This window comes from Photorhabdus heterorhabditis, from assembly GCF_001280945.1.
Lineage (GTDB): Bacteria > Pseudomonadota > Gammaproteobacteria > Enterobacterales > Enterobacteriaceae > Photorhabdus > Photorhabdus heterorhabditis.
In genome coordinates this window covers 44,664-70,272 of the sequence record NZ_LJCS01000018.1, presented here as the reverse complement: position 1 = coordinate 70,272, position 25,609 = coordinate 44,664, and the positions used below count along the sequence as shown (strand labels likewise).

General features: G+C 41.9%; 25 protein-coding genes and 1 pseudogene. 20 read left to right on the top strand and 6 right to left on the bottom strand.

The window, feature by feature from the left end; genetic code table 11:
• From AM629_RS22060 to rpoC, 9 genes are all read left to right on the top strand, one after another.
• Positions 1-134: EF-Tu C-terminal domain-related protein (locus tag AM629_RS22060; protein ID WP_072161849.1), on the top strand; the 134-nt coding region annotated here is incomplete at its 5' end.
• 274 nt (positions 135-408) lie between these two features.
• Complete coding sequence (secE, locus tag AM629_RS08795) at positions 409-792, top strand: preprotein translocase subunit SecE (protein ID WP_054478100.1); 384 nt, start codon at positions 409-411, stop codon at positions 790-792.
• On the top strand, positions 793-1,338 hold the full coding sequence (nusG, locus tag AM629_RS08790) for a transcription termination/antitermination protein NusG (RefSeq protein WP_011144820.1): 546 nt from the start codon (positions 793-795) through the stop codon (positions 1,336-1,338).
• Positions 1,339-1,492: 154 nt separating this feature from the next.
• Positions 1,493-1,921, top strand: coding sequence for a 50S ribosomal protein L11 (rplK, locus tag AM629_RS08785; protein WP_054478099.1), 429 nt, complete (start codon positions 1,493-1,495; stop codon positions 1,919-1,921).
• Between the two features lie 3 nt (positions 1,922-1,924).
• A complete protein-coding gene (gene rplA / locus AM629_RS08780; protein WP_054478098.1) occupies positions 1,925-2,626 on the top strand; it encodes a 50S ribosomal protein L1 in 702 nt (233 codons plus the stop codon).
• Positions 2,627-2,933: 307 nt separating this feature from the next.
• Positions 2,934-3,431, top strand: a complete 498-nt coding sequence (gene rplJ / locus AM629_RS08775) for a 50S ribosomal protein L10 (RefSeq protein ID WP_054478097.1) — start codon at positions 2,934-2,936, stop codon at positions 3,429-3,431.
• Between the two features lie 63 nt (positions 3,432-3,494).
• A complete protein-coding gene (gene rplL / locus AM629_RS08770; protein WP_054478096.1) occupies positions 3,495-3,863 on the top strand; it encodes a 50S ribosomal protein L7/L12 in 369 nt (122 codons plus the stop codon).
• A gap of 338 nt (positions 3,864-4,201) precedes the next feature.
• Positions 4,202-8,230 (top strand): DNA-directed RNA polymerase subunit beta, encoded by a 4,029-nt coding sequence (rpoB, locus tag AM629_RS08765; RefSeq protein WP_054478094.1) that lies wholly within the window; start codon positions 4,202-4,204, stop codon positions 8,228-8,230.
• Positions 8,231-8,360: 130 nt separating this feature from the next.
• The gene (gene rpoC / locus AM629_RS08760) at positions 8,361-12,581 is read left to right on the top strand and encodes a DNA-directed RNA polymerase subunit beta' (protein WP_054478093.1); all 4,221 of its coding nucleotides are present in this window, start codon (positions 8,361-8,363) and stop codon (positions 12,579-12,581) included.
• Positions 12,582-12,854: 273 nt separating this feature from the next.
• Here the strand turns inward: rpoC and AM629_RS08755 are convergent, their stop codons facing one another.
• Complete coding sequence (locus AM629_RS08755; protein ID WP_054478091.1) at positions 12,855-13,157, bottom strand: transcriptional regulator ProR; 303 nt, start codon at positions 13,155-13,157, stop codon at positions 12,855-12,857.
• A 133-nt stretch (positions 13,158-13,290) separates the two neighbouring features.
• Positions 13,291-13,633 (bottom strand): annotated as a pseudogene (locus AM629_RS08750) (type II toxin-antitoxin system RelE/ParE family toxin); the annotation flags it as partial.
• 142 nt (positions 13,634-13,775) lie between these two features.
• On the opposite strand from AM629_RS08750, the gene AM629_RS08745 reads away from it, so the two are divergent.
• The 11 genes from AM629_RS08745 to AM629_RS08695 all read left to right on the top strand — a co-directional run bounded on the left by AM629_RS08745 (position 13,776) and on the right by AM629_RS08695 (position 21,651).
• On the top strand, positions 13,776-14,099 hold the full coding sequence (locus AM629_RS08745; RefSeq protein ID WP_054478089.1) for a type II toxin-antitoxin system RelE/ParE family toxin: 324 nt from the start codon (positions 13,776-13,778) through the stop codon (positions 14,097-14,099).
• On the top strand, positions 14,086-14,367 hold the full coding sequence (locus AM629_RS08740; RefSeq protein WP_012776543.1) for a helix-turn-helix domain-containing protein: 282 nt from the start codon (positions 14,086-14,088) through the stop codon (positions 14,365-14,367). The genes AM629_RS08745 and AM629_RS08740 overlap by 14 nt, the downstream gene beginning before the upstream one ends.
• Positions 14,368-14,490: 123 nt before the next feature.
• On the top strand, positions 14,491-14,745 hold the full coding sequence (locus AM629_RS08735) for a helix-turn-helix domain-containing protein (protein WP_054478085.1): 255 nt from the start codon (positions 14,491-14,493) through the stop codon (positions 14,743-14,745).
• Positions 14,746-15,083: 338 nt separating this feature from the next.
• Positions 15,084-16,013 (top strand): hypothetical protein, encoded by a 930-nt coding sequence (locus AM629_RS08730; protein WP_235525432.1) that lies wholly within the window; start codon positions 15,084-15,086, stop codon positions 16,011-16,013.
• Between the two features lie 11 nt (positions 16,014-16,024).
• Complete coding sequence (locus AM629_RS08725; protein ID WP_054478082.1) at positions 16,025-16,681, top strand: HIT family protein; 657 nt, start codon at positions 16,025-16,027, stop codon at positions 16,679-16,681.
• Positions 16,681-17,841 carry an aminotransferase class V-fold PLP-dependent enzyme gene (locus tag AM629_RS08720; protein WP_054478078.1) on the top strand — a complete coding sequence of 387 codons (1,161 nt, stop codon included), beginning with the start codon at positions 16,681-16,683 and terminating at the stop codon, positions 17,839-17,841. The genes AM629_RS08725 and AM629_RS08720 overlap by 1 nt, the downstream gene beginning before the upstream one ends.
• Before the next feature lie 285 nt (positions 17,842-18,126).
• Positions 18,127-18,744, top strand: coding sequence for a nucleotidyl transferase family protein (locus AM629_RS08715; protein ID WP_054478076.1), 618 nt, complete (start codon positions 18,127-18,129; stop codon positions 18,742-18,744).
• 13 nt (positions 18,745-18,757) lie between these two features.
• Positions 18,758-19,504, top strand: coding sequence for a hypothetical protein (locus AM629_RS08710; protein ID WP_054478072.1), 747 nt, complete (start codon positions 18,758-18,760; stop codon positions 19,502-19,504).
• Between the two features lies 1 nt (position 19,505).
• On the top strand, positions 19,506-20,282 hold the full coding sequence (locus AM629_RS08705; RefSeq protein WP_054478070.1) for a PIG-L family deacetylase: 777 nt from the start codon (positions 19,506-19,508) through the stop codon (positions 20,280-20,282).
• 13 nt (positions 20,283-20,295) lie between these two features.
• Entirely contained in the window at positions 20,296-21,369 is a 1,074-nt protein-coding gene (gene waaB / locus AM629_RS08700; protein WP_054478068.1) for a lipopolysaccharide 1,6-galactosyltransferase, read from the top strand.
• A gap of 78 nt (positions 21,370-21,447) precedes the next feature.
• Positions 21,448-21,651, top strand: a complete 204-nt coding sequence (locus AM629_RS08695) for a hypothetical protein (RefSeq protein WP_054478067.1) — start codon at positions 21,448-21,450, stop codon at positions 21,649-21,651.
• A gap of 33 nt (positions 21,652-21,684) precedes the next feature.
• On the opposite strand, the gene AM629_RS08690 is transcribed toward AM629_RS08695, so the two are convergent.
• The 4 genes from AM629_RS08690 to AM629_RS08675 form a co-directional block, all read right to left on the bottom strand.
• Complete coding sequence (locus AM629_RS08690) at positions 21,685-22,605, bottom strand: nucleotidyl transferase AbiEii/AbiGii toxin family protein (RefSeq protein ID WP_054478066.1); 921 nt, start codon at positions 22,603-22,605, stop codon at positions 21,685-21,687.
• A complete protein-coding gene (abiEi, locus tag AM629_RS08685; RefSeq protein WP_054478103.1) occupies positions 22,598-23,131 on the bottom strand; it encodes a type IV toxin-antitoxin system AbiEi family antitoxin in 534 nt (177 codons plus the stop codon). The genes AM629_RS08690 and abiEi overlap by 8 nt, the downstream gene beginning before the upstream one ends.
• A 150-nt stretch (positions 23,132-23,281) precedes the next feature.
• Entirely contained in the window at positions 23,282-24,196 is a 915-nt protein-coding gene (gene malM / locus AM629_RS08680) for a maltose operon protein MalM (protein WP_054478065.1), read from the bottom strand.
• Between the two features lie 123 nt (positions 24,197-24,319).
• On the bottom strand, positions 24,320-25,606 hold the full coding sequence (locus tag AM629_RS08675) for a maltoporin (RefSeq protein ID WP_054478064.1): 1,287 nt from the start codon (positions 25,604-25,606) through the stop codon (positions 24,320-24,322).
• Between the last annotated feature and the right edge of the window lie 3 nt (positions 25,607-25,609).

The window sequence follows — 25,609 nt, the reverse complement described above, 5'->3', positions numbered from 1 at the left end:
TGATGCCAGGTGATAACATTCAGATGGTAGTTACCCTGATTGCGCCAATCGCAATGGACCAGGGTCTGCGCTTCGCTATCCGTGAAGGTGGCCGTACAGTAGGTGCTGGTGTTGTTGCTAAAGTTATCGCATAATTTTTGATGTGATTACTCTAAAAGGGCATCAACAGATGCCCTTTTTGCACGTTGTTTTATAAAGAACCTATCTCATCAATGGTTGTTTTTAATTATTGGTGAGATAGGCTCTGATGCAACGAATTGGCTATATATCTCTCAGATATGTAATGCCATACTGAATTATGGCGCCAAGTCAGATACAATCACTCAAATTTTTTGGTTCGGTCTGATTTGTTTTGCTCTTGCGAGGCAAGCTGGCTATCTATATTAAATCATAGTTACAGGTTGGTTTATGAGTGCGAATACCGATGCTCAAGGAAGCAGGCGCAGTCTTGAGGTAGTGAAATGGCTATTAGTAGCAGCTTTATTGACGGTTGCTATCGTTGGTAATTACCTTTATCGAGAGTATAGTCTTCCTCTGCGCGCGATAGCAGTTGTTGTTATGGTTGCTCTTGCGGGAGCGGCTGCGCTCTGGACTGCAAAAGGCAAAACCACGCTGGCTTTCGCTCGTGAAGCCCGCATTGAAATGCGCAAAGTCATTTGGCCAACTCGCCAGGAAGCGTTGCACACGACGTTGATTGTTGCGGCAGTCACTGCATTGATGTCTTTGATCCTCTGGGGTCTTGACGGTATCCTGGTGCGTTTAGTTTCATTTATTACAGGCCTGAGGTTCTAAATGTCAGATTCCCCAAAAAAACGTTGGTATGTCATACAGGCATTCTCCGGGTTTGAAGGTCGTGTCGCACAATCTTTACGTGAACATATCAAATTGCATGATATGGAAGATTCTTTTGGCGAAGTGATGGTGCCAACAGAGGAAGTTGTTGAGATTCGTAGCGGCCAGCGTCGCAAAAGTGAGCGTAAATTCTTCCCTGGCTATGTGCTGGTACAAATGATCATGAACGATGCAACATGGCATCTTGTTCGCAGCGTACCACGCGTCATGGGTTTTATCGGTGGTACATCTGACCGTCCGGCACCAATCAGTGATAAAGAAGTTGATGCGATTATGAATCGTTTGCAACAGGTTGGTGATAAACCACGGCCAAAAACATTGTTCGAGCCAGGCGAAATGGTTCGTGTCAGCGATGGTCCATTCGCAGACTTCAATGGTGTTGTGGAAGAAGTCGACTACGAGAAAAGCCGCCTGAAAGTATCGGTTTCTATCTTTGGTCGCGCGACACCGGTTGAGCTGGATTTCAGTCAGGTAGAGAAAGCTTAATTTTTAGCCGTATATTCTCTGGCTTGTAATAGGCGGGAAATTAACATACAATTTCGCGCCTTTTGTTTTTAGTGGCTTGGCCTTAAAAGGCGGGGCTGAAATAACAGGGGAGCCTTTTAAATAGGCGATATCACCCACATAGAGGAAATTATCAATGGCTAAGAAAGTACAAGCCTATGTCAAGCTGCAGGTTGCAGCTGGTATGGCTAACCCAAGCCCTCCAGTAGGTCCTGCTTTGGGTCAGCAAGGTGTTAACATCATGGAATTCTGTAAGGCGTTCAATGCTAAAACTGACAGCATTGAAAAAGGTCTGCCAATTCCTGTTGTGATCACTGTTTATTCTGATCGTTCTTTCACTTTCGTTACTAAAACCCCACCGGCAGCTGTTCTGCTGAAAAAAGCAGCGGGTGTTAAATCTGGTTCCGGCAAACCGAACAAAGATAAAGTTGGTAAAGTGACCAGCGCTCAGATTCGTGAAATTGCTGAAACTAAAGCTGCGGATATGACTGGCGCTAACGTTGACGCAATGATGCGTTCAATCGAAGGTACTGCTCGTTCCATGGGCCTGGTAGTGGAGGATTAATCGATGGCTAAACTGACCAAGCGCATGCGCACAATCCGTGAAAAAGTTGATGCGACTAAACAATATGACATTAACGAAGCCATTGCTCTTCTGAAAGAATTGGCTACCGCTAAATTCGTAGAAAGCGTTGACGTTGCTGTTAACCTCGGCATCGACGCGCGTAAATCTGATCAAAACGTACGTGGTGCAACTGTATTGCCTCATGGTACTGGCCGTTCTGTTCGTGTAGCTGTATTTACCCAGGGTGCAAACGCTGAAGCCGCTAAAGCGGCTGGCGCTGAACTGGTAGGTATGGAAGACCTGGCTGAGCTGGTCAAAAAAGGCGAAATGGATTTTGACGTTGTGATTGCATCTCCAGATGCAATGCGCGTTGTTGGCCAATTAGGTCAAATCCTGGGTCCACGTGGTCTGATGCCAAACCCTAAAGTGGGTACTGTAACGCCTAACGTTGCTGAAGCTGTTCAGAACGCTAAAGCGGGTCAGGTTCGTTACCGTAACGATAAAGGCGGCATTATCCACACCACCATCGGTAAAGTTGACTTCGACGCTGACAAACTGAAAGAAAACCTGGAAGCTCTGCTGGTTGCATTGAAAAAAGCAAAACCATCTTCTGCTAAAGGTGTTTTCGTTAAGAAAATTAGCCTGTCCACTACTATGGGCGCTGGTGTAGCGATTGACCAATCTGGTCTGAGCGCTTCAGTTTAATTTAAACTGAATGTGATTATCGCTTTACCTTGGCGTCAGATTTGTCTAAAATTTGGCGCCTTATGTTTAGCTGATAGATTATTTATTAGCTAAACAAACAATTTTCGGTTGGAGCTTGGCCTAATCCAAGCCCCGTCCAAGACCGCAGGTGTAAGTGATTACTTAATATCCCTGCGTAGACGGTGACAGAGCCAAATGAAATTCATTTCTGGATTCTGCTCGCCGTGTTTTAGAGCTCAGACACCTGTGGTGTTATGAGTGATGTGAGTTCCGGGTTCTTCCCGGTTAATCCAGGAGCAAGAAGCTAATGGCACTAAATCTTCAAGACAAACAAGCGATTGTTGCTGAAGTCAGCGAAGTAGCCAAAGGCGCGCTGTCTGCGGTTGTTGCGGATTCCCGTGGCGTTACTGTAGATAAAATGACTGAACTGCGTAAAGCAGGTCGCGAAGCTGGCGTTTATATCCGTGTTGTTCGTAACACACTGATTCGCCGTGCTGTTGAAGGTACTGAATATGAGTGCCTGAAAGAAGCGTTTATTGGTCCAACCTTGATTGCTTTCTCTAATGAACATCCGGGCGCAGCTGCTCGTCTGTTCAAAGAGTTCGCGAAAGCGAATCCAGCATTCGAGATTAAAGCAGCAGCCTTTGAAGGAGAGTTTATTCCTGCGGCCAATATTGACCGTTTGGCAACACTCCCAACTTACGAAGAAGCAATCGCACGCCTGATGTCAACCATGAAAGAAGCCGTTGCAGGCAAATTGGTTCGTACATTGGCTGCGTTACGCGAGCAGAGAGAAGCAGTTTAATTGCCAATTTCCTTCGTTGCTTTTTAACGTATAAATTATTTCTGAATTTTAGGAACACTTGTTATGTCTATCACTAAAGAACAAATTCTGGACACAGTTGCAACAATGTCCGTCATGGATGTTGTTGAACTGATCACTGCAATGGAAGACAAATTCGGCGTTTCTGCTGCTGCCGCTGTAGCTGTTGCTGCTGGCGCAGTTGAAGCTGTTGAAGAAAAAACTGAGTTTGACGTTGTTCTGTCTGCTATTGGCGGTAACAAAGTTGCTGTTATCAAAGCAGTACGTGGCGCAACTGGCCTGGGTCTGAAAGAAGCAAAAGATCTGGTTGAGAGCGCTCCAAACGCTACACTGAAAGAAGGCATCAGCAAAGATGACGCTGAAGCACTGAAAAAATCTCTGGAAGAAGCAGGCGCTTCTGTTGAGATTAAGTAAGTTCAGTTTTAAGTTAGCAGCCTGACTTTAGAGGCTGACGGCTGGTGATTTTTTGGTCACCAGCCTTTTTGCGCTGTAGGGTATTAGTAGCATTTCCACTATTTGGCTACTAGTTAACCCCAAATACTTTTTCCTATTGACGACTTAATATACTGCGTTCTCAGCTACGATCCACTCGGGTAGCTCGGTAGTAAGGTAACGCAATGAAATGATTTAAGAGTAATAGCAATGAGTATTATGGAAAATAATTCAATTTTCTGTTCGAAAAAATAGTGTCGTAAAGAGCTGTCCTTTAGGGCGGACAGAGTGGGTCACTGATCAGCGAGCTGAGGAACCCTATGGTTTACTCCTATACCGAGAAAAAACGTATTCGTAAGGATTTTGGTAAGCGTCCGCAAGTTTTGGACGTACCCTATCTCCTTTCTATCCAACTTGACTCGTTCCAGAAGTTTATCGAGCAAGATCCAGAAGGCCAGAATGGTTTAGAAGCGGCATTCCGTTCTGTATTCCCAATTCAGAGCTACAGTGGCAGTTCGGAGCTGCAATACGTTAGCTACCGTCTTGGTGAGCCTGTGTTTGATGTTAAAGAGTGCCAGATTCGTGGTGTAACTTATTCTGCACCTTTGCGGGTTAAACTGCGTCTGGTTATCTATGAACGTGAAGCACCGGAAGGCACGGTCAAAGATATTAAAGAACAAGAAGTCTACATGGGTGAAATTCCACTCATGACTGACAACGGTACTTTTGTTATCAACGGTACTGAAAGGGTTATTGTTTCCCAGTTACATCGTAGTCCTGGGGTATTCTTTGACAGCGATAAGGGTAAAACTCACTCATCTGGTAAGGTGCTGTATAACGCACGCATTATCCCCTATCGTGGTTCCTGGTTAGATTTCGAATTCGATCCAAAAGATAACCTGTTTGTGCGTATTGACCGCCGTCGTAAATTGCCGGCAACTATTATTCTGCGTGCAATGAATTACAGTACTGAAGACGTTTTGAACCTGTTCTTCAGTAAAACAGTTTTCGAAATTCGTGACAACAAACTACAGATGACTCTGGTGCCAGAGCGTCTGCGTGGTGAGACAGCTTCTTTTGATATTGAAGCAAACGGCAAAGTTTATGTTGAAAAAGGCCGTCGTATTACCGCGCGTCATATCCGCCAGTTAGAAAAAGACGAAGTGAACCGCATTGAGGTTCCTGTTGAATACATTGCGGGTAAAGTTGTTGCAAGAGACTACATTGATGTCAACACAGGTGAAATTATCTGTGCTGCTAACATGGAGCTCTCTTTAGATCTGTTGGCACGTTTGAGCCAGTCTGGTCATAAATCTATCGAAACATTGTTCACCAACGATTTAGATCACGGCGCATATATTTCTGAGACACTTCGTGTTGATCCAACCAATGATCGTTTGAGTGCTTTGGTTGAGATTTATCGCATGATGCGTCCTGGTGAGCCACCAACCCGTGAAGCGGCAGAAAATCTGTTTGAAAATCTGTTCTTCTCAGAAGATCGCTATGATCTTTCTGCGGTTGGTCGTATGAAATTCAACCGCTCATTGAGCCGTGAAGAAGTCGAAGGCTCCGGTATTCTGAGTAAAGATGACATCATTGATGTCATGAAGAAGCTCATTGATATCCGTAATGGTAAAGGTGAAGTCGACGATATTGACCACTTAGGTAACCGTCGTATCCGTTCCGTTGGTGAAATGGCAGAAAACCAGTTCCGTGTTGGTCTGGTACGTGTTGAGCGTGCAGTTAAAGAGCGTCTGTCTCTGGGTGATCTGGATACTCTGATGCCTCAGGACATGATCAACGCTAAGCCGATTTCAGCCGCAGTGAAAGAGTTCTTTGGTTCCAGCCAGCTGTCTCAGTTTATGGACCAAAACAACCCACTTTCTGAAATCACTCACAAACGCCGTATCTCTGCGTTAGGTCCAGGTGGTTTGACTCGTGAGCGTGCGGGCTTCGAAGTACGTGACGTACATCCAACTCACTATGGCCGTGTATGTCCAATCGAAACCCCGGAAGGTCCGAACATCGGTCTGATTAACTCGTTGTCTGTTTATGCACAGACTAACGAGTATGGTTTCCTTGAAACCCCATACCGTTTGGTTCGTGACGGCGTTGTAACGGATGAAATTCATTATCTGTCTGCGATTGAAGAAGGTAACTTCGTCATTGCACAGGCAAACACCGTATTAGATGATGAAGGCCATTTCGTTGAAGATCTAATAACCTGTCGTAACTATGGCGAATCCAGCTTATTCAACCGTGAACAGGTTGAATATATGGACGTTTCTACCCAGCAGGTGGTTTCCGTTGGTGCTTCTTTGATCCCATTCCTGGAACACGATGACGCAAACCGTGCATTGATGGGTGCAAACATGCAACGTCAGGCTGTTCCTACTCTGCGTGCTGATAAGCCGTTGGTAGGTACAGGTATGGAACGGGCTGTAGCCGTTGACTCAGGTGTAACTTCCGTAGCTAAACGCGGTGGTGTGGTTCAGTACGTTGATGCGTCTCGTATCGTTATCAAAGTAAACGAAGATGAAATGTATTCGGGTGAAGCAGGTATTGATATCTATAACCTGACTAAATATACCCGTTCTAACCAGAACACTTGTATTAACCAAATGCCATGCGTTTCTCTGGGTGAACCAGTAGAACGCGGTGATGTGCTGGCTGACGGCCCATCCACTGATTTGGGTGAGTTGGCGCTGGGTCAGAACATGCGCGTAGCGTTCATGCCGTGGAATGGTTATAACTTCGAGGACTCCATCTTAGTTTCTGAGCGTGTTGTTCAGGAAGATCGCTTTACAACCATTCATATTCAGGAATTGGCTTGTGTATCTCGTGATACCAAATTAGGGCCTGAAGAGATCACTGCTGACATCCCTAACGTGGGTGAAGCGGCGCTCTCCAAACTGGATGAATCCGGTATCGTTTATATCGGTGCGGAAGTTACCGGTGGTGACATTCTGGTGGGTAAAGTGACACCTAAAGGTGAAACCCAACTGACGCCAGAAGAAAAACTACTGCGTGCTATCTTCGGTGAGAAAGCGTCCGATGTTAAAGACTCTTCTCTGCGCGTACCAAATGGTGTATCCGGTACGGTTATCGACGTACAGGTATTTACCCGTGACGGTGTGGAAAAAGATAAGCGAGCTCTGGAAATTGAAGAGATGCAATTGCGTCAGGCTAAGAAAGACCTGACAGAAGAGCTGCAAATCTTTGAAGCTGGTTTGTTCGCGCGCATCCGTTCTGTACTGATTTCTGGCGGTATAGAAGCTGAGAAACTTGACAAACTCCCTCGTGAGCGTTGGTTGGAACTGGGTCTGGCTGATGAAGAGAAACAGAATCAGTTGGAACAGTTGGCTGAACAGTATGACGAACTGAAAGCTGAGTTCGAGAAAAAACTGGATGCTAAACGCCGTAAGATCACGCAAGGTGATGATCTCGCACCTGGCGTACTGAAAATCGTTAAAGTTTACCTGGCAGTTAAACGTCAGATTCAGCCTGGCGATAAGATGGCAGGTCGCCATGGTAACAAGGGTGTTATTTCCAAGATCAACCCGATCGAGGATATGCCTTACGATGAGAACGGTACTCCGGTAGATATCGTACTGAACCCACTGGGCGTACCATCACGTATGAACATTGGTCAGATCCTGGAAACTCACTTAGGCATGGCTGCGAAAGGTATTGGTGACAAGATCAACGCAATGCTGAAACAGCAGCAGGAAGTTGCCAAACTGCGTGAATTTATCCAGAAAGCTTATGACCTGGGTGATGAAACCCGTCAGAAAGTTGATCTGAACACTTTCTCTGATGAAGAAGTTCTTCGTCTGGCTGAAAACCTGAAAAAAGGTATGCCAATTGCGACACCAGTGTTTGATGGTGCGAAAGAGAAAGAAATTAAAGAACTGCTGAAATTGGGTGACTTACCAACTTCTGGTCAGATTACCCTGTTTGATGGTCGTACTGGTGAGCAATTCGAACGCCAGGTTACAGTTGGCTACATGTATATGTTGAAACTGAACCACTTGGTGGATGACAAGATGCACGCTCGTTCAACTGGTTCGTACAGCTTGGTTACTCAGCAACCGCTGGGTGGTAAGGCGCAGTTCGGTGGTCAACGCTTCGGTGAGATGGAAGTGTGGGCATTGGAAGCATATGGTGCTGCATACACCTTGCAGGAAATGCTCACCGTCAAGTCCGACGATGTTAACGGCCGTACCAAGATGTATAAAAACATCGTGGATGGCAACCACCAGATGGAACCAGGTATGCCGGAATCCTTTAACGTATTGTTGAAAGAGATCCGCTCTCTGGGTATCAACATCGAGCTGGAAGACGAGTAAATCGTATTCCCGCTGGTACTGCCCTGAATGGAGATGACGGGCAGTTTACCAGCCAGTGGTTGCACTGGTTATAGGGGGGAGTGGCATGGGCCGCTCTCCTGACAGGTCTAACTCCGACAGGAGCCATTTCGTGAAAGACTTATTGAAGTTTCTGAAAGCGCAAACTAAGACCGAAGAGTTTGATGCGATCAAAATTGCTCTGGCCTCGCCAGATATGATCCGTTCATGGTCATTCGGTGAAGTGAAAAAGCCGGAAACTATTAACTACCGTACGTTCAAACCTGAGCGTGACGGCCTTTTCTGCGCCCGTATTTTCGGACCGGTAAAAGACTATGAGTGCTTGTGTGGTAAATACAAGCGTCTGAAACACCGTGGTGTGATTTGTGAGAAGTGTGGCGTAGAAGTCACCCAGACTAAAGTTCGTCGTGAACGTATGGGGCACATCGAACTGGCTTCTCCGACTGCACACATTTGGTTCCTGAAATCATTGCCATCCCGCATCGGTTTGTTGCTGGATATGCCACTGCGTGATATTGAGCGCGTACTGTACTTCGAATCCTATGTGGTTGTAGAAGGCGGTATGACTAGCCTGGAACGTAGTCAGATCCTGACAGAAGAGCAATACCTGGATGCACTGGAAGAGTTTGGTGATGAATTTGATGCGAAGATGGGTGCAGAAGCTATCCAGTCTTTGCTGAAAAATCTCGATCTGGAAAATGAGTGTGAAACGTTGCGTGAAGAGTTAAATGAAACTAACTCTGAAACTAAACGTAAAAAACTGACCAAACGTATTAAGCTGTTGGAAGCCTTTATTCAGTCTGGTAACAAACCTGAATGGATGGTGCTGACGGTTCTGCCAGTTCTGCCACCGGATCTACGTCCATTGGTTCCACTGGATGGTGGTCGTTTTGCCACTTCGGATCTGAACGATCTGTATCGTCGTGTTATTAACCGTAACAACCGTTTGAAACGCCTGCTGGATCTGGCTGCACCAGATATCATCGTTCGTAACGAAAAACGTATGTTGCAGGAAGCGGTCGATGCTTTGCTGGATAACGGTCGTCGCGGTCGTGCAATTACTGGTTCTAACAAACGTCCTCTGAAATCCCTGGCAGATATGATCAAGGGTAAACAGGGCCGTTTCCGTCAAAACCTGTTAGGTAAACGTGTTGACTATTCCGGTCGTTCTGTCATCACCGTAGGTCCTTATCTGCGTTTGCATCAGTGTGGTCTGCCTAAAAAGATGGCACTGGAGCTGTTCAAGCCATTCATCTACGGCAAGCTGGAACTGCGTGGTTTGGCGACCACCATTAAAGCAGCCAAGAAGATGGTTGAGCGTGAAGAGGCGGTTGTCTGGGATATCTTGGATGAAGTTATTCGTGAACACCCGGTTCTGCTGAACCGTGCACCGACACTTCACCGTTTGGGTATTCAGGCATTCGAACCGGTTCTGATCGAAGGTAAAGCGATTCAGTTGCACCCATTGGTGTGTGCGGCATATAACGCCGACTTCGACGGTGACCAGATGGCTGTTCACGTACCGTTGACACTGGAAGCCCAGTTAGAAGCGCGTGCACTGATGATGTCTACCAACAACATCCTGTCTCCAGCGAGCGGTGAGCCAATCATTGTTCCATCTCAGGACGTTGTTTTGGGTCTGTACTATATGACCCGTGACTGTGTTAACGCTAAAGGCGAAGGCATGGTGCTGACTGGGCCTAAAGAAGCAGAACGCGTATATCGCGCAGGTCTGGCTTCTCTGCATGCCCGCGTCAAAGTTCGTATTACTGAAGAAGTGAAAGATGGTGAAGGCAACATCACGACCAGCACTGGTTTGGTTGATACGACCATTGGTCGAGCAATCCTGTGGATGATCGTACCGAGAGGTCTGCCTTACTCTTTGGTTAACCAACCACTGGGTAAAAAAGCTATCTCCAGAATGTTGAACACTTGCTACCGCGTGATGGGTCTGAAACCAACCGTTATCTTCGCTGACCAGATCATGTACACCGGCTTTGCCTATGCTGCACGTTCAGGGGCATCTGTTGGGATCGATGACATGGTTATCCCGGAGAAAAAAGCGGGGATCATTGCAGAAGCAGAGGCAGAAGTTGCTGAAATTCAGGAACAGTTCCAATCTGGTTTGGTAACAGCTGGCGAACGTTATAACAAGGTTATCGATATCTGGGCCGCAGCAAACGAGCGTGTTGCTAAGGCAATGATGGAAAACCTGTCCACTGAAACAGTGATTAACCGTGACGGTGAAGAAGAACAACAAGTCTCCTTCAACAGCATCTTTATGATGGCTGACTCCGGTGCGCGTGGTTCTGCCGCTCAGATCCGTCAGTTGGCGGGTATGCGTGGCTTGATGGCTAAACCAGATGGCTCCATCATCGAAACCCCAATTACCGCGAACTTCCGTGAAGGTTTGAACGTACTCCAGTACTTCATCTCAACCCACGGTGCTCGTAAAGGGCTTGCGGATACCGCACTGAAAACGGCGAACTCTGGTTACTTGACTCGCCGTCTGGTTGACGTGGCACAGGATCTGGTTGTTACAGAAGACGACTGTGGTACTCACGAAGGTATCCTGATGACGCCGGTGATTGAAGGTGGTGATGTTAAAGAACCACTGCGTGAGCGTGTATTGGGCCGTGTGACGGCAGAAGATGTGCTGAAGCCGGGTACGGCTGACATTCTGGTCCCACGTAACACATTGCTGAACGAAAAATGGTGTGATCTGTTAGAAGAAAGCTCTGTTGACAGCATTAAAGTACGTTCTGTTGTAAGTTGTGAAACTGACTTCGGTGTTTGTGCAAACTGTTATGGTCGTGACCTTGCTCGTGGACACATCATCAATAAAGGTGAAGCTGTTGGTGTTATTGCGGCTCAGTCCATCGGTGAGCCGGGTACACAGCTGACGATGCGTACGTTCCACATCGGTGGTGCGGCATCTCGTGCCGCAGCAGAATCCAGCATTCAGGTTCGTAACAAAGGTAGTCTGAAGCTGTTTAACGCTAAATCCGTGACGAACTCGGCTGGCAAACTGGTGATTACTTCTCGTAACACAGAGCTGTGTCTGATCGACGAATTTGGCCGTACTAAAGAAAGTTATAAAGTACCTTACGGTGCGGTGCTGGGTAAGGGTGATGGCGAAGCAGTTAACGGTGGCGAAACCGTTGCTAACTGGGACCCACATACCATGCCAGTTGTCAGTGAAGTATCCGGTATCATCCGTTTCGCTGACATGGTAGATAGTCAGACCATTACCCGTCAGACTGATGAGTTGACAGGTTTGTCTTCATTGGTTGTTCTGGATAGTGCAGAGCGTACCGGTAGTGGGAAAGACTTGCGTCCGGCCTTGAAAATTGTTGATGCCAATGGTGACGATGTATTGATCCCAGGTACTGATATGCCTGCTCAATATTTCTTACCCGGCAAAGCCATTGTTCAATTGGACGATGGCGTGAGCATTTCTGCGGGTGATACGTTAGCACGTATTCCTCAGGAATCCGGCGGTACGAAAGATATTACCGGTGGTCTGCCACGCGTTGCTGACCTGTTCGAAGCACGTCGTCCGAAAGAGCCTGCCATCTTGGCTGAAGTCAGCGGTATCGTTTCCTTCGGTAAAGAAACTAAGGGCAAACGTCGTTTGGTCATTTCCCCATTAGATGGTGGTGATGCTTACGAAGAGATGATCCCTAAATGGCGTCAGTTGAACGTGTTCGAGGGTGAAGTTGTTGAACGTGGTGACGTGATCTCCGATGGTCCAGAGTCTCCACATGACATTCTGCGCCTGCGTGGTGTTCATGCGGTTACCCGTTACATCACCAACGAAGTTCAGGAAGTTTACCGTCTGCAAGGGGTTAAGATTAACGATAAACACATTGAGGTTATCGTTCGTCAGATGCTGCGTAAAGCAACCATTGAAAGTGCAGGTAGCTCCGAGTTCCTGGAAGGCGAACAGGTTGAATATGCCCGCGTTAAAGTGGCAAACCGTAAGCTGGAACAGGATGGTAAAGTCCCTGCAACTTATGGCCGTGATCTGTTGGGTATCACCAAAGCGTCTCTGGCAACTGAATCTTTCATCTCTGCGGCATCGTTCCAGGAAACAACCCGCGTACTGACTGAAGCCGCGGTTGCTGGTAAACGTGATGAACTGCGTGGCTTGAAAGAGAACGTCATCGTCGGTCGTCTGATCCCTGCGGGTACCGGTTATGCGTACCATCAGGATCGTATACGTCGTCGTCAGTTGAACGAAGCTTCTGAAGCACCACCAGTGAGTGTCGATGAGGCTACTGCGAACTTGGCAGAACTGTTGAATGCTGGTTTTGGTGGCGATAAGAAGTAATTCTTAGAACACGCTAGCTAATTAAATGCCCTCCCAAAAGGAGGGCATTTCAACTTTCTGATAACGTGCCAATTTTTCACTTGGTGCTCTGTTTTCATCGAGTTCCGTTTACAAAATGGAGCTTGTCCCGCGTTAAGAATCTCTCCTCAAATTTTTCTTTCCTAAAAAGCGTTCACTTGAAGACCTTGCTCTTCACAATCATCTGGCACGTAAAAAAGTCGATGCGGACATTTATCTTGAATATATCCGCGAGGGTTACCGGAGCGTTTGTGGCTAAACGGAAAATTCGTAGTGGGTACCGTCGGGTAACTCGATATCGAGACGCAGCTTGCTACCCGTTGCCTCAACGTAACGTTTGAGGGAAGACAGTTTCAAATCGCGGCCAAGCTTCTCCATGTCAGAAACCGTGGGTTGCTTGATACCAAGAGCCAGAGCTATTTCGCCTTGAGTCTTTTGTACCCGCTCACGAAGTTCTGCCAAATGGATGTTTAGCAACATCTCCGTTGCCGCAGCTTGTGCATTGGCAACAACTTCGGGCTTTTCGTTTGCTAATATTGGATCAAGAGTTTTTGCCATAGTGTTTATACCCGTCATCTTTCAAGCTGCCTCTTTGTTGGCTGCACTCACTCACCCCGGTCACATAGTTATCTATGCTCCCGGGGATTCGTTCCCTTGCCGTCGCGATGCAACTTGAAATCCATAGGGTATACTCCTTTTTTAGCTTTTCCAGATGTGCCGTGAACTCACGGTCAGCAATCGGAATCATCGTTTCATAAAACCGTTTCTCGTTTCCGGTTTTGTTACCGGCGCAAAGCAAAATTCCTCTCCGCTTGGGGTCGAACGCAAAGAATGCTCGGAGCGGGTCGCCTTTGCTTTGGACACGTAATTCTTTCATGTTGCTGTGGCATGAACCGTTCACAGTATCTGCGTATGGCCTGGGTTTCCCGAAGTGCTATTATTGAAGCTAGCATATTGGCCCTGTCGGTGTCATCCAAAGCATCGAACCATGCATCAAAGGTGTCTGTTGTCTCGATAGTTACATGATTACTTATTGTTCAATATAGGTCAAGTGCTATATAGATGGAAATCTATGGTCAAGAAATTTAGTCAGAAGTGATATTTCATTAAAATGCAATTTTCCTCTTGATGAAAATTTCCTTTTGGGTTAATTTTTTGCATTAGGAGGAAATTAGAGTGTTTATAGTTAAATACCATGATGAGGCTGAACAAGAAATTAAGTTTTTGCCAGCAAAAGTAGGGGTAAAACTTGTAAGGTTGATTGGAAAGCTAGAAAAAGATCCTCGCTCACTACGTGAACCGGACACAAAACATTTGGGAAATGGTCTTTACGAAATTCGAACAATGGGGGGAGATATAGCACGCGGATTATGGGTATATCAGACAGGAAAGCAAATATATATTCTGCGAGTTTATATAAAGAAAACACAAAAAATCAATCCAAGTGAGATAGCTTTAGCATTTCGCAGATTGGAGGAAATGAAACATGAAGAAATATAAGACACATTCAGAGATTCTGGCAGAAATGATGAAAGACTCTGAATTTAAAGCCGCTTACGAAGCTGAAGAACGTAAGGAAAGATTGCAAGAAACACTTGCAGAGTGGCGTAAGTTTGCTGGACTGACTCGCTCACAAGTTGCGGAAAGAATGGGGGTGACGCCGCCAACGGTGACGAAAATGGAAAATAATGTAACAAAAGCCAGTATAGAAACATTAGTGCGCTATGCGCAAGCCTGTGGTATCCAGAACCCACAAATTACGTTGTAATTTTCTGTGCTAATGGGGTTAGTGCATTACTAACCCTTTTGACTCTATTAATGAAATTCTTGTAAAAGCAAGAGGTAAAATAATCGTGTGAATTAATTCCCCACCTAGCTTGGAAAACTGAGTATGACTACACTTGATGAATTGCTTGAAAAACGCAGCCCTGAAAGCCGCCGTAGAATTGCTAAAAAAGTTGATGAAATGAAACGGGAGATAGGGCTTTATCAGATCCGCGAGGCCCGTGATGTTTCACAAACTGAGCTGGCAATTGCGCTTGGGGTCAAGCAACCGACTATTGCTAAAATAGAACAGCCTGGTAATAACCACTCCTTTGCCGCCGCAATGCATCTTGAAATCCATAGGGGATATACTGCTGATTAAGTATTTCATGAATTTGGTACCGGCAAAATCACCTTGGCTATATCAGGGATATTATTCGGTATGCAGAAACAGCTCATCGTATTTAATTCAGGAGCTGGTTAATGTGATTATTTCATTTAAAACACTACCACAGAGAATTTATGAAAGATTATTCTTTTAAACACCTATTTTCACCTTTGTTCTTGCATGATTGGGAGAAACTGCAATTCAATTTTTCAGGATAACGGATTACAGTTTATGCTCCGGTTGGATCTTTAAAATCATGATGCATGTCATAAAATACAATATTTCATGATCATATATTCGGATAATGAATATAAACTTGGGAATAAGAATCAATGAGCGAGAATATAAAATCCCGAGATAAGATAATGGAAAATTTTAAAGCCATGGGAAATGGAATAACCCTAGTCTACGAAGATATAACGGATGAAAACTATATTCTAATAAATAATTTTTATAAGCGTTATATAGGAAGCTTAGATTATTTTATTTGGAAAAGTCTGAAAGAAAAGAAATATAATATTTCTAGTGAAATAAAAGCATTTTTATCTAAAAAAAACGATATATACTTGTCAATTCTTATAACAAGAAAGTGTGAATTTAGTCTTAAATACCGACGAGTATCGATTAATATGCTTAGCGATTTTGGCGTAGATGAAAGTGTAAAATCACGAACTTTGATAATAGAAAGCGCTAAACAAACACATCGTAATGATATAGATGCGACGGTTTGTTATTCAGATACAAGAAAAATAAAATGTTATTCAAAGATTTTCGAAAAATACATGTGTAGTAGAGTGAACATTTTTGACTTTACAGAAATATTAGTAGAGGGATCTACCGAAATCGATGTAGACCTGAGTGATTTTAATGAAATAGATAATATTAATAAAATCAATTTTTTCGGTAGGGAAGTAAATAACAATTGGATTGCTTATGCAAAGCAGTGTCCTTACTACAGCGATATTAAGTTATTAGCTGTTGGGAAAGAGTTAGCAATATTAGGTTTTGATGATACTACGGTAGAGGTGATAGGTTTATCAAACACCGCTCCCGGTACAATTATATCTGTGATTGATTCTTGTCTTGCTATGAGGACAAAATGCAGAATAATCTTACCAAATCCTATTTATGCTGAACTACAAAGCAGACTGAATAAACATAGTATTATAAATAAATTTAGCATGATGATTGCTTGGCATACCGAAGAAGATTTCAATTTGCGTCATGAAGATATATTTATCAGCAGAATCGACAAACGATAAAGGGGTTTAAAATGGGATGTATTTTTTGTCACCCAGAATCTTCCTTTGAAAAAGATAAAATACTTTTACAAGGAAAATATTTTTATGCATTCGTACCTAAAGGCCAGATAATTGAGGGCTATGTAATCATTGCCACCAATAAATGTGAAACTAGTTTAGGGGGATACCGATGCTTGGCAGAAATCTATGATGAAGAAGCAATAAAAGAACTGGAACGATTTAAGAATATAATAAATGATTTTTATCGTGAATATTATAATATAAATAATCCTCTTTGCTATGAAAATGGACGAGCTGGTGGCTGTATCGTCATGGACCCAAATCAAAAATACTGTTATCACGCGCACTTATGTTGTTTCCCGACCGAGATTAATCTTCATAATAAATTAAAAAATCAATTTAAAATTCATACAATAGATTCATTGGATGAACTTAAGATGTTCGGTGAGGCTGGCCCTTATATCTACGTTGAAGATAGTGGTAATAAATATATTTTTACGATAGGTGAATCAGATTTCATTGAGAGAGGAATGATAAGAACGGTATTAGCAAATAGTTTGAATGTGCCAGAAAGATCCGATTGGAGAGTTAATGAGGGAATAAATGAAATGGATGCGACGGCTAAAAAATTCAAATTATATATTAGTAACCATATGGAGGTTGGATAATGTTATATGCAGATGTAGCTTCTACCTCATGGCCAAAGTCACAAGAGGTAAAAGATATAATAAATATGTATTTAGACACTCTTGGGGTAACTCCAGAGCGATCTTTATCGCAACAATCTAAAAAGGTTACCGAGCTTATTGAAGAGTGTAGGCATGAATTAATTGAACAAACAGGGCTAAATAGTCATGGGACAGTCATTTTTAACTCAGGAGCAACATACTCACTCAACGAATGTATAAAAGGTACGCTTAAGCCGGGTGATAATGTCATTACTACCCATTTAGAACATAATTCAGTACTTAGACCTATAGAGCATTTAAAAGATATTGGGGTAAGTAGTCAATTGATCGATGTGACAGAGGGTGAAATTGATATATCACATTTGGAATTTTTATTAAAGAATAAGAGAACTAAACTATTAGTGGTTCATAGTTGCTCCAATACTATTGGCACATTTTGTAATATAGATGAGGTAGGAAAACTGGCACATTTATATGGCACGATGGTTTTAGTTGATGGTTCACAATCTTTTGGTTCACAACTAATTGATTTATCGAAAGGTAATATTGATTACCTTGTTTTTAGCGGGCATAAAAGCTTAGGAGGAGTGTCAGGTATTGGGGGATATTTCATTCTTGATAATGAATTTTCTCATAGTGAATTAATTCAAGGTGGGACAGGTGTATTATCAAGATTAACAAAACAACCAACTGGAATACCATACAAGTATGAATCGGGAACACAAAATACGATTGGCATACTTTCATTACTAGCATCCATAAGACGTTTAAAAAAAATCGGGATAGAAAATATTCAAAATCAATTACAAACTCTGCGTACACATCTTATAGATGAGCTATCACAATTAAAGAAGGTCAAGTTAATCTGTAAATATAACGTTGGGGTACCAACAATTCTTTTTACAGTAGAAGGTTATCATCCCGGAGAAATTTCTTATATACTAGAAAACAAATACAATATTATTACACGTCCCGGATTGCAATGCGCGCCATTAGCCCATAAAAAATTTGGAACTTATCCTGATGGCGCGGTTCGGGTGAGCCTTGATACGTCACATACAATGGAAGATATTTTAAAAATAAAATCTGCCTTAGTTAATATCACTGAGGAAAATTATAGAGAAAATACTGATAATTAATGAGAATAATTTAGGGGGTTAGGCGATTTAGTAATAATCTGAGCTGCGAATAAAACATTTATAGTTAATGTTTTTAATGTTAAAAAACAATAGGTTGCCGTTAACGAATGGTCTGGCAATCACCAGGTGAATCAATTTGATATTTATTTAAAAAGAGTGAAAATATATCATTAATCACCATTGGTAAATAACGGGTATAATAATGTAACTTAATAAATATGTGATTATATAATAAAGCGATATATATTTAATTAACAATAATAGCATATGAGGATAAATATAAATATGCCGAACAAGCATGAACGTTATATAATCGATTTAATTGATGGTAAGTTGAATTATATACATATTGATAGAAACGGGGACTTTAACGATACAAATATAGATTGGAAAAATGCTTTAATTTTATCTGGTTCTTTCAATCCATTTCATAAAGGACACGAAAAATTAAAAGAAATCGCCACAGCAGTGACTAAAAGAAAATCCTATTATGAACTATCAATCAAGAATGCGGTAAAACTTACCATTTCAACCGATGAAGTTTTCAATAGGATAAGACAATTTAAGGAAAAAGGGGATGTTATTTTAAGTGATGCTAAATTTTTTACTGAAAAATCGCATATTTATCAGGGAGCAATTTTCGTCATTGGCGCTGATTTATGTCAAGAAATTAATAATCCTATTTATTATGGAGGTGAAGAAGGGTTAAAGAAATCTCTTATGACAATTAAGAATAATGATTGTAGATTTATTGTGGCTGGACGTTTTTTTAATAATAAATACCATACAGTTAATGATTTAGTGAATATTAAAGATGAACACCGATTTTTATTTGAATCTATTCCAGAGAATCTATTTCGCTTAGATATATCATCAACGGAAATAAGGTTAATGAACAAATGACAGGAGAAGGAAAATGAATAAAGAAAATAATAAAAAGCTGTTGGGTGTGGGAATTAATTTAAATTCAACATACTTAACCAAAGAGATTCAGAGAAGACTAAAACAAGCCTCATTTATATTTAATCCTGATTGTAGATCCTTACATTTTCAGTTAAATAGCTCACATGTTAAATTGTTTTATGGAATATATTCTTTCCTGGAACAGGATGGTAATTTAGATATTCTTGCTTCTTGTATACATGACTTATGGTGTGCAAAATATTTAGTTGATAATAAGACGGCTATGCAAGACTCAATAACAAAACTTGAAATTGAGTACAACTTGCAAATAAATTTCTTAAAACCTTATCAAGAATTCACTGAAAAAGAAAAGCAGTTTGAGAAAAGGTTAATAAAGAGTGACCTGAGCATTATATCAGAAGTAATAAAAGATATTTATTTATATGACGATAATATCGTACCTGATAATTTTAATTATGAAATCTTGCTTTCTACAAACGATGTTATTTTTTCTGATTTAATGACAATATTAGGCCATAATGACAATATAATAGAAGTTGCAGCAAAGAGAATCCATGCTAGCTGGTTTGATATAATGAAAGAATTTTATTTCAATGATGAAAGAGTTCAATTCGAAGAAAAACCAAATATTAACAACTCAGATTTTATAAAAAACAGGGATGGGATACGCATTGATCTGGCAGCTATTTATATAGTACTCATGGAAATAAAATATAATAGCCTTTACATGGGGATTTAATATGATACATTTATTCCTATCACCTCATTTAGATGATGCAGCCTTAAGCGCGGGCGGTTTAATACATAAATTAGTTTCAGAAAATAAAAAGGTGGTTATTTTAACGTTTTTTACTGAATATGATAAATATCTTACTTCTCATGACTCACACGCTGTACGTAATGATAATATTAATTCATTTATGAAATCTTATTCAAAGCGAGTTAATGAGGATCTGGCTTTTTGCAATAAATTATCAGCGATTCCAATACATGGTAAAATTTTAGATTGTATTTATAGAACCGATCAATGCGGTGAACTGATATATAAAGATTCTGCTATGATTTATAGTGGTCAGGTACATGAATCAGATAATGCATCTGATATGGCCCAAGATCTCATCAATAAAACATTGTTAAATTATCAACCTGATTATATATATGCTCCTTTAGGTATAGGTCAACATGTAGACCACATCATAATAAATAATCTGGTATATAATATAAAAGGTTCTCGTAAATTCAAAATATTACTTTATGAAGATTTTCCCTATGTTTTAGGAAAATACCCTATTATTAATCCTGATAGTTTGGAAAGTGCTTTATTAAGAAATAACAAATTTAATAAGTATGCCATATTGGTGGATATTAATTTAAAAGAAAAAATGCAAAACATTCTCTTTTATGAATCTCAATTAGGGCCTCTATTTAATAATAAGTCAAATCTTTTAATTTCATTGAAAAAATATCATCACTCTATTAACAAAACCAAAGCTCAAGAACGCTTTTGGTTAATTTAATAAAGGATTTGCAATGAAAAAAATATTTATAATATACCATGATCTTTTCCTGAATGGATATGGTGGTGTAGAAACAGTATGTTCAAATTTAATGAATTTGATTGGTCGGGCTAACATTGGAATTAATTTTATTTTAATATCCCTAAATAAGAAAAATAGAATTGAAAGTCGTACTTGGTTATCTGATGCTAAGCATATCACCTTAGAGTCAAGCAGTTACGAATCTCGTCAGGATATTACATGTGAATTGTCTTTGATATTAGAAAGATTTCATCCAGAAATTATAATAAGTTTAGACACCACATCTTGCAATATTGCTCGGCTTTCTTGTGAAAAAATTAATTTCCCGGTAAGAACTTATTCTTGGCTGCATACCTCCATTAGGAATCCTACCTTACAGAAAATTAAAGACTTATACGGTGCTGACGAGCACCTTGTAATTAGTTCTGGTTTAAGAGATCAAATGTTATCCTTTGGGATAAAAAGAGAGAAACTTCATCTTATTTTCAACCCGATCAAAATGAACTCCTTTATAATTCCTCAACCAAAACACATAACTAGATTCTTATATATTGGAAGAGTTCTTGCCTATAAATCAAAAAATTTAACTGAACTATTTTTAGCTCTTTCACAGTTGCATGGTCATTGGGAGTTACATATGATAGGTTCTGGTGAGGATGAAGATTATTTAAAAGAATTATCTTTACAACTTAATATCAATAACAATATTATTTGGCACGGTTGGAAAGAGCAGCCATGGAAATTTGTTATGGATAACATAAAGGAAGTATCAGCTGTTATTTTAACATCGAAATATGAAGGTTTTGGCATGGTATTAGCGGAAGCAATATCCTATGGTATCTATTGTATAAGTTCAGATTGTCAGTGTGGTCCGAGCGATATTATTAATAATTTAAATGGTCAGCTTTATCAATCCGGTAGTATTCCTGAGTTGTCTAAAAAATTACAACTCATTATTGATGAATATAAAATAAGAGATCATCAAGCAATAAAAAATTCTATTGCCTTTCTTTACGAAGATAATTTCCTGCTAAGAATCACTAAAGCTTTATCTGTATTAGCTTAGATCTAATGTACGACAGTGATTAGTTCAAAAACGCGTTGCTATCTATCTCTAGTCAAATCGGAGGATTGGCAGCAGAATATGGCATCGTTTTTCCGCAACGCTCTGCTGCCTGAAGCACTTGAGGATGTAAATAATGAATTAACTGCTATCGCACGCAGGGTTTTGAAACAACTCTATGAAGACTGGCTGATACTGATTCAACAAACAAAGGAAATAGAAGGAACCCTAAAGTCGCATTCATTGCAAACGGCTCAGTGGCAGCAATGCGGTATTTTAATCTAGGGTGCCAGAGCAGCCATAAAATACATGTAATCGTTATAACTTGAATGGAACGGAGTTGTCTCCTGAAGAATACAGGCTTTTCTTCACAGTGGTTAACAACTCCTTTAGGCTCGTCGTTAAATAGGTGGAAAATGCTTCTTGTCCTACACTTCTGTCGTATATAGGTGCGGGTATAAATCGTCTCATCTCGTTGTGAAAGTGACCAGAAGCAACAATAATTTCAATCGAGTCGATTCTGGCTTGAAGCAATTCTTCAAAGTTATCAAGCTGATAATCTGATACTTTTCTTTTAATGAGTTCTATGTCTGGTGTTGTATTTTGCTGACTTAACCATAATAAATCCCACATATCGCGGTATCGAATGTGAGATGTAGCGGCAGGGAATGCTATCAGCTTATCGGCCATGATTTCAGGCAGGGTTTCGACAGACACAAGGACATCAGCATATCCGTCGGGTAACACCGAATAATTTCTCGTCAATGAACGGGGAGTGTTTGTATACGCAGGAATATTGGCGATTTCTATTTTTATGCGCTGTTTTGGCAGGTCTTTACGTTCAGGCGCAGTAGTGACGGATATTTGCCATTTATCCACTTTTACTTCTGCATACTCCGGTTTGTTTCGTAGTTCATTCGGTTCCTTTACCGTGACCTCAAGCCCATATCGTACACCCAGGTATTTCTCGACACATTCTTTGATTCTACTCAAATCAGCCGAACAGAAACCACGTCCACCAGCAAAATCCAGATCTTCGCTAAATCGGTTAGAGCCGTAGCAGAGCCTTAGCGATGTATCACCCTGAAAGGTAATCTCCTTGAGTAAACTGTCCTTAGAAAGACAAAACAGGATGTCATAATGCAACAGTTCTTTTTCTACAACTGGCCTTAGGTTTGCCAGTCTGTCCTGTTCAATGACTTCATCGACAATGGCGTTAAAGTTAACGTGGCTAGACATAGTTGAGTTCCTCCAGTTGAACTAAATGCATATTCCTCCCCACTCTTTTTTGGTCACGCAGAGCAGTCTCTTTTTTTGCGATACGTAGAGGGCCACGGCTTTCTAACGTTGCCTTCAGAATTTCGCTAGGCTCTCTGCTGGTGTGGGTGATTTCAATGACTCCCCACGATGTTTTAAACTCCCCAGCTCTGCCAGTAGACATGATTGTCAGGCGGTCGATTGGGATTTGTGAGATGAACCCATATTGAGATAAAGCTGACTCCAGGCTGATGTAATTATATTCGCCTCGTCGGATATTTTTGGCGATAGTCTCCAGGGGATAACTTCCCATGCTGGCCCGCGTATAGATATAAACCCCTTTGGTAATGCGAAGTAACAGTCCGGCTTTGGTGAGGCGATCAATAGATTTTTGCAATGTCCGAGAAGTCTCGTCAGCAAAGATGACTTCCAAATCCTGTAAAAGGAAAATGGCTCTTCCCATTTTGCTGAACTTATCTAATTTGTTAATTGCTGTGAGCCTATCCATTTTATTATCTCTATTGTAAAACCCCTTTAAAGGGTGTTTTGTGTATAGATATTCATCATGACAATTATTTGTGTACATAAAAACCCCATTTCCGAGGGGGTATGTAAAAAGGAGTTAAACCTGATGCCCTCCTCTTCGGAGAGCATTTGTTTACCCTTTGTTTTTAATACTGTTGATAAACGTTTCTCGTGCCGTTGAAGATCCAAGGCGTTCCGCTTCATCCAGCAATTTGAGTGCTTTATCAATATTGCCGTTATTAATTTCCTTTTTAATTGCGTCATTGAAATAACGTTCTGTATCACTCAGGACCGGTTTGACTTTTTGCGGAGTAGACGGCGTTACGGTGGTTTGGGTTGGCCCGACAATAACGGGTTCTTGTACCGGACCTGAGAAAACCTGACCAATCGTAATGTTGCCAGCGTTTTGTTCTGATCTTACTTTCAGCTTCAACGTACCTGTTTGCGTATGGCGGGCAATAGGATCGGGAATAGCGGGAACGGCATTTCCGACTCCTTGAGCGTAAGCTTTAGCTGGATCAATCATTTGTGTGGATTTCTGCAAATCGGTACGCGTGGTATAGACCAGTACATAAATTTGCTGTTGTCCTAACGCGGGCGTCAGTTTTAACGTGCCTTCTAACCGATCTGTGGACATGACACCAGGACGTTCATACGGGAAATAACTATTTGGATAAAATGCAGCGGGGCGTAATCCTTGATCAAATACTAAAACATTGGGTGCGTAAACTTGTTTATCTTGTACCAAACTGCTCAGTGTAATATCCAGTGAGCCTCGGTTTGCTGGCAGCGCGAATGCGGCTATCGGCCCCTGAATCTCTCCCTCATTAAGATGCTGCGATTTGGCATTGAGGATAATAGTCTGTGTATTGTTAGTGTTAATCGGTTGCCAATTTAGTTTTTGTAATGCCACTGTTGATAGGGAAGGAGCAGCAATATCTTGGGTCGTCGTTGCCTGAGTTGTTGTAACGGATATTGCATATCCTGTCAGAGGAAACATGCTACAGAGTACAGCACTCAGACAAAATGAGAGCAGTTTGGTTTTCATTTTTTACCTTTTTCCGGTTGAAAAAAAGAGACTGATACCCATGGGCAAAAGGCGTATCAGTCCAAAGCGCTAATTAGTGACTAAATAACTTTAATAACTTGAAATTAAAGGGTTTTAACAGTATTACCACCAAGCTTCGAATTGTGCACCAAAGGTAAATTCATCATCATCACCACGACTGAATTTGTGCATTGCTGTATCTCGATAGGCCACGCCATGAATATAACCGTCTTTTTTGCCCGCATAACCCCATTTTTCATCCCATTTTGCATAGGTAACGAATAGGCGGATAGCTGGACGAGACCAGATGCTATCACCCGCCTGCCATTGCTGGGCTAATGTGATTTTGTATTGATCATTGGTGTCATTGGTGCGCTGGGATTTTACATTATCGTAGCCAATGTCTAGCAGAGTACTCATGGTCTGCGTCCACTTGTACATCGGACGTACCCCGACCGTATACCATGTGTTGCCATTGTTGTTATCACGGTCAGTATCCTGATACATCGTTACATACATCAGATCCCATTTTTCTGCGAGATTAATGGCCCCGTGATTTAGAATACGTAACATATAACCGTCATTGTTTACGCTGGCACCTTCAGAATGACCACTGTTGGAGGAGGTCATAGAATCGGTTGCGTACTGAACGACAAATTTGTTAAAGCCTCCTAACATGCTCTGTGTATGCTCGGCGGTAAACATGAAACCATCTTTGGAAGCATTACGGTCAAGCTGGTAGTGGTCTCGTGCATTGGCGCGCCCATAGTCAAAACCAAGTTCCAGACTACCGCCTGGGTTAACTTCTAAGCCAGATAGACGTATATCGTAGACATCATTGGACGTGGGGATTTCGTCACGCTGACCAGCAATCCAGCCATGAGAACCGCCAGATTCGGTATTGCGGGTAACAGCTAGAGAGAGCTTGCTAAATCCGAGGTCAATATCTTGCAGGCCCGCGCCCGGACCAGAGATATCCCAATAGTAGAAATCGATCATATGCACATCGTGGCGCTGGTAAAAGCGTTTACCTGCCCACAATGTTGAGCCGGGTAACCAGTCGATGACGTTCTTCGCTTGGACATTGACTTCACGGAAGGCTGGATCGGTAGATTCCCAATCATTTTTTTGCGCCACGGAATAGGCGACGTTGGTATCGAAGTAGAAGCTCTTATCGCCGTCTTTCCACAGCTCTTGACCTAGCTTAAGTTCAGCATAGGTCTCACATTCATTACCTAAACGATATTTGCTCTGTGCACCGGTGCTTTGGAAACACTGTTGCTCTCCGCCGCTGCCGCTCCAACCAATACCAGAGCGGGCGTAGCCATGGAACTCTACGGCTGATGCTTGAATGGACAGTAATCCAGCTATAACCGTTAGTGAGATAGGTAAGATACGCATTGATTTCATCAA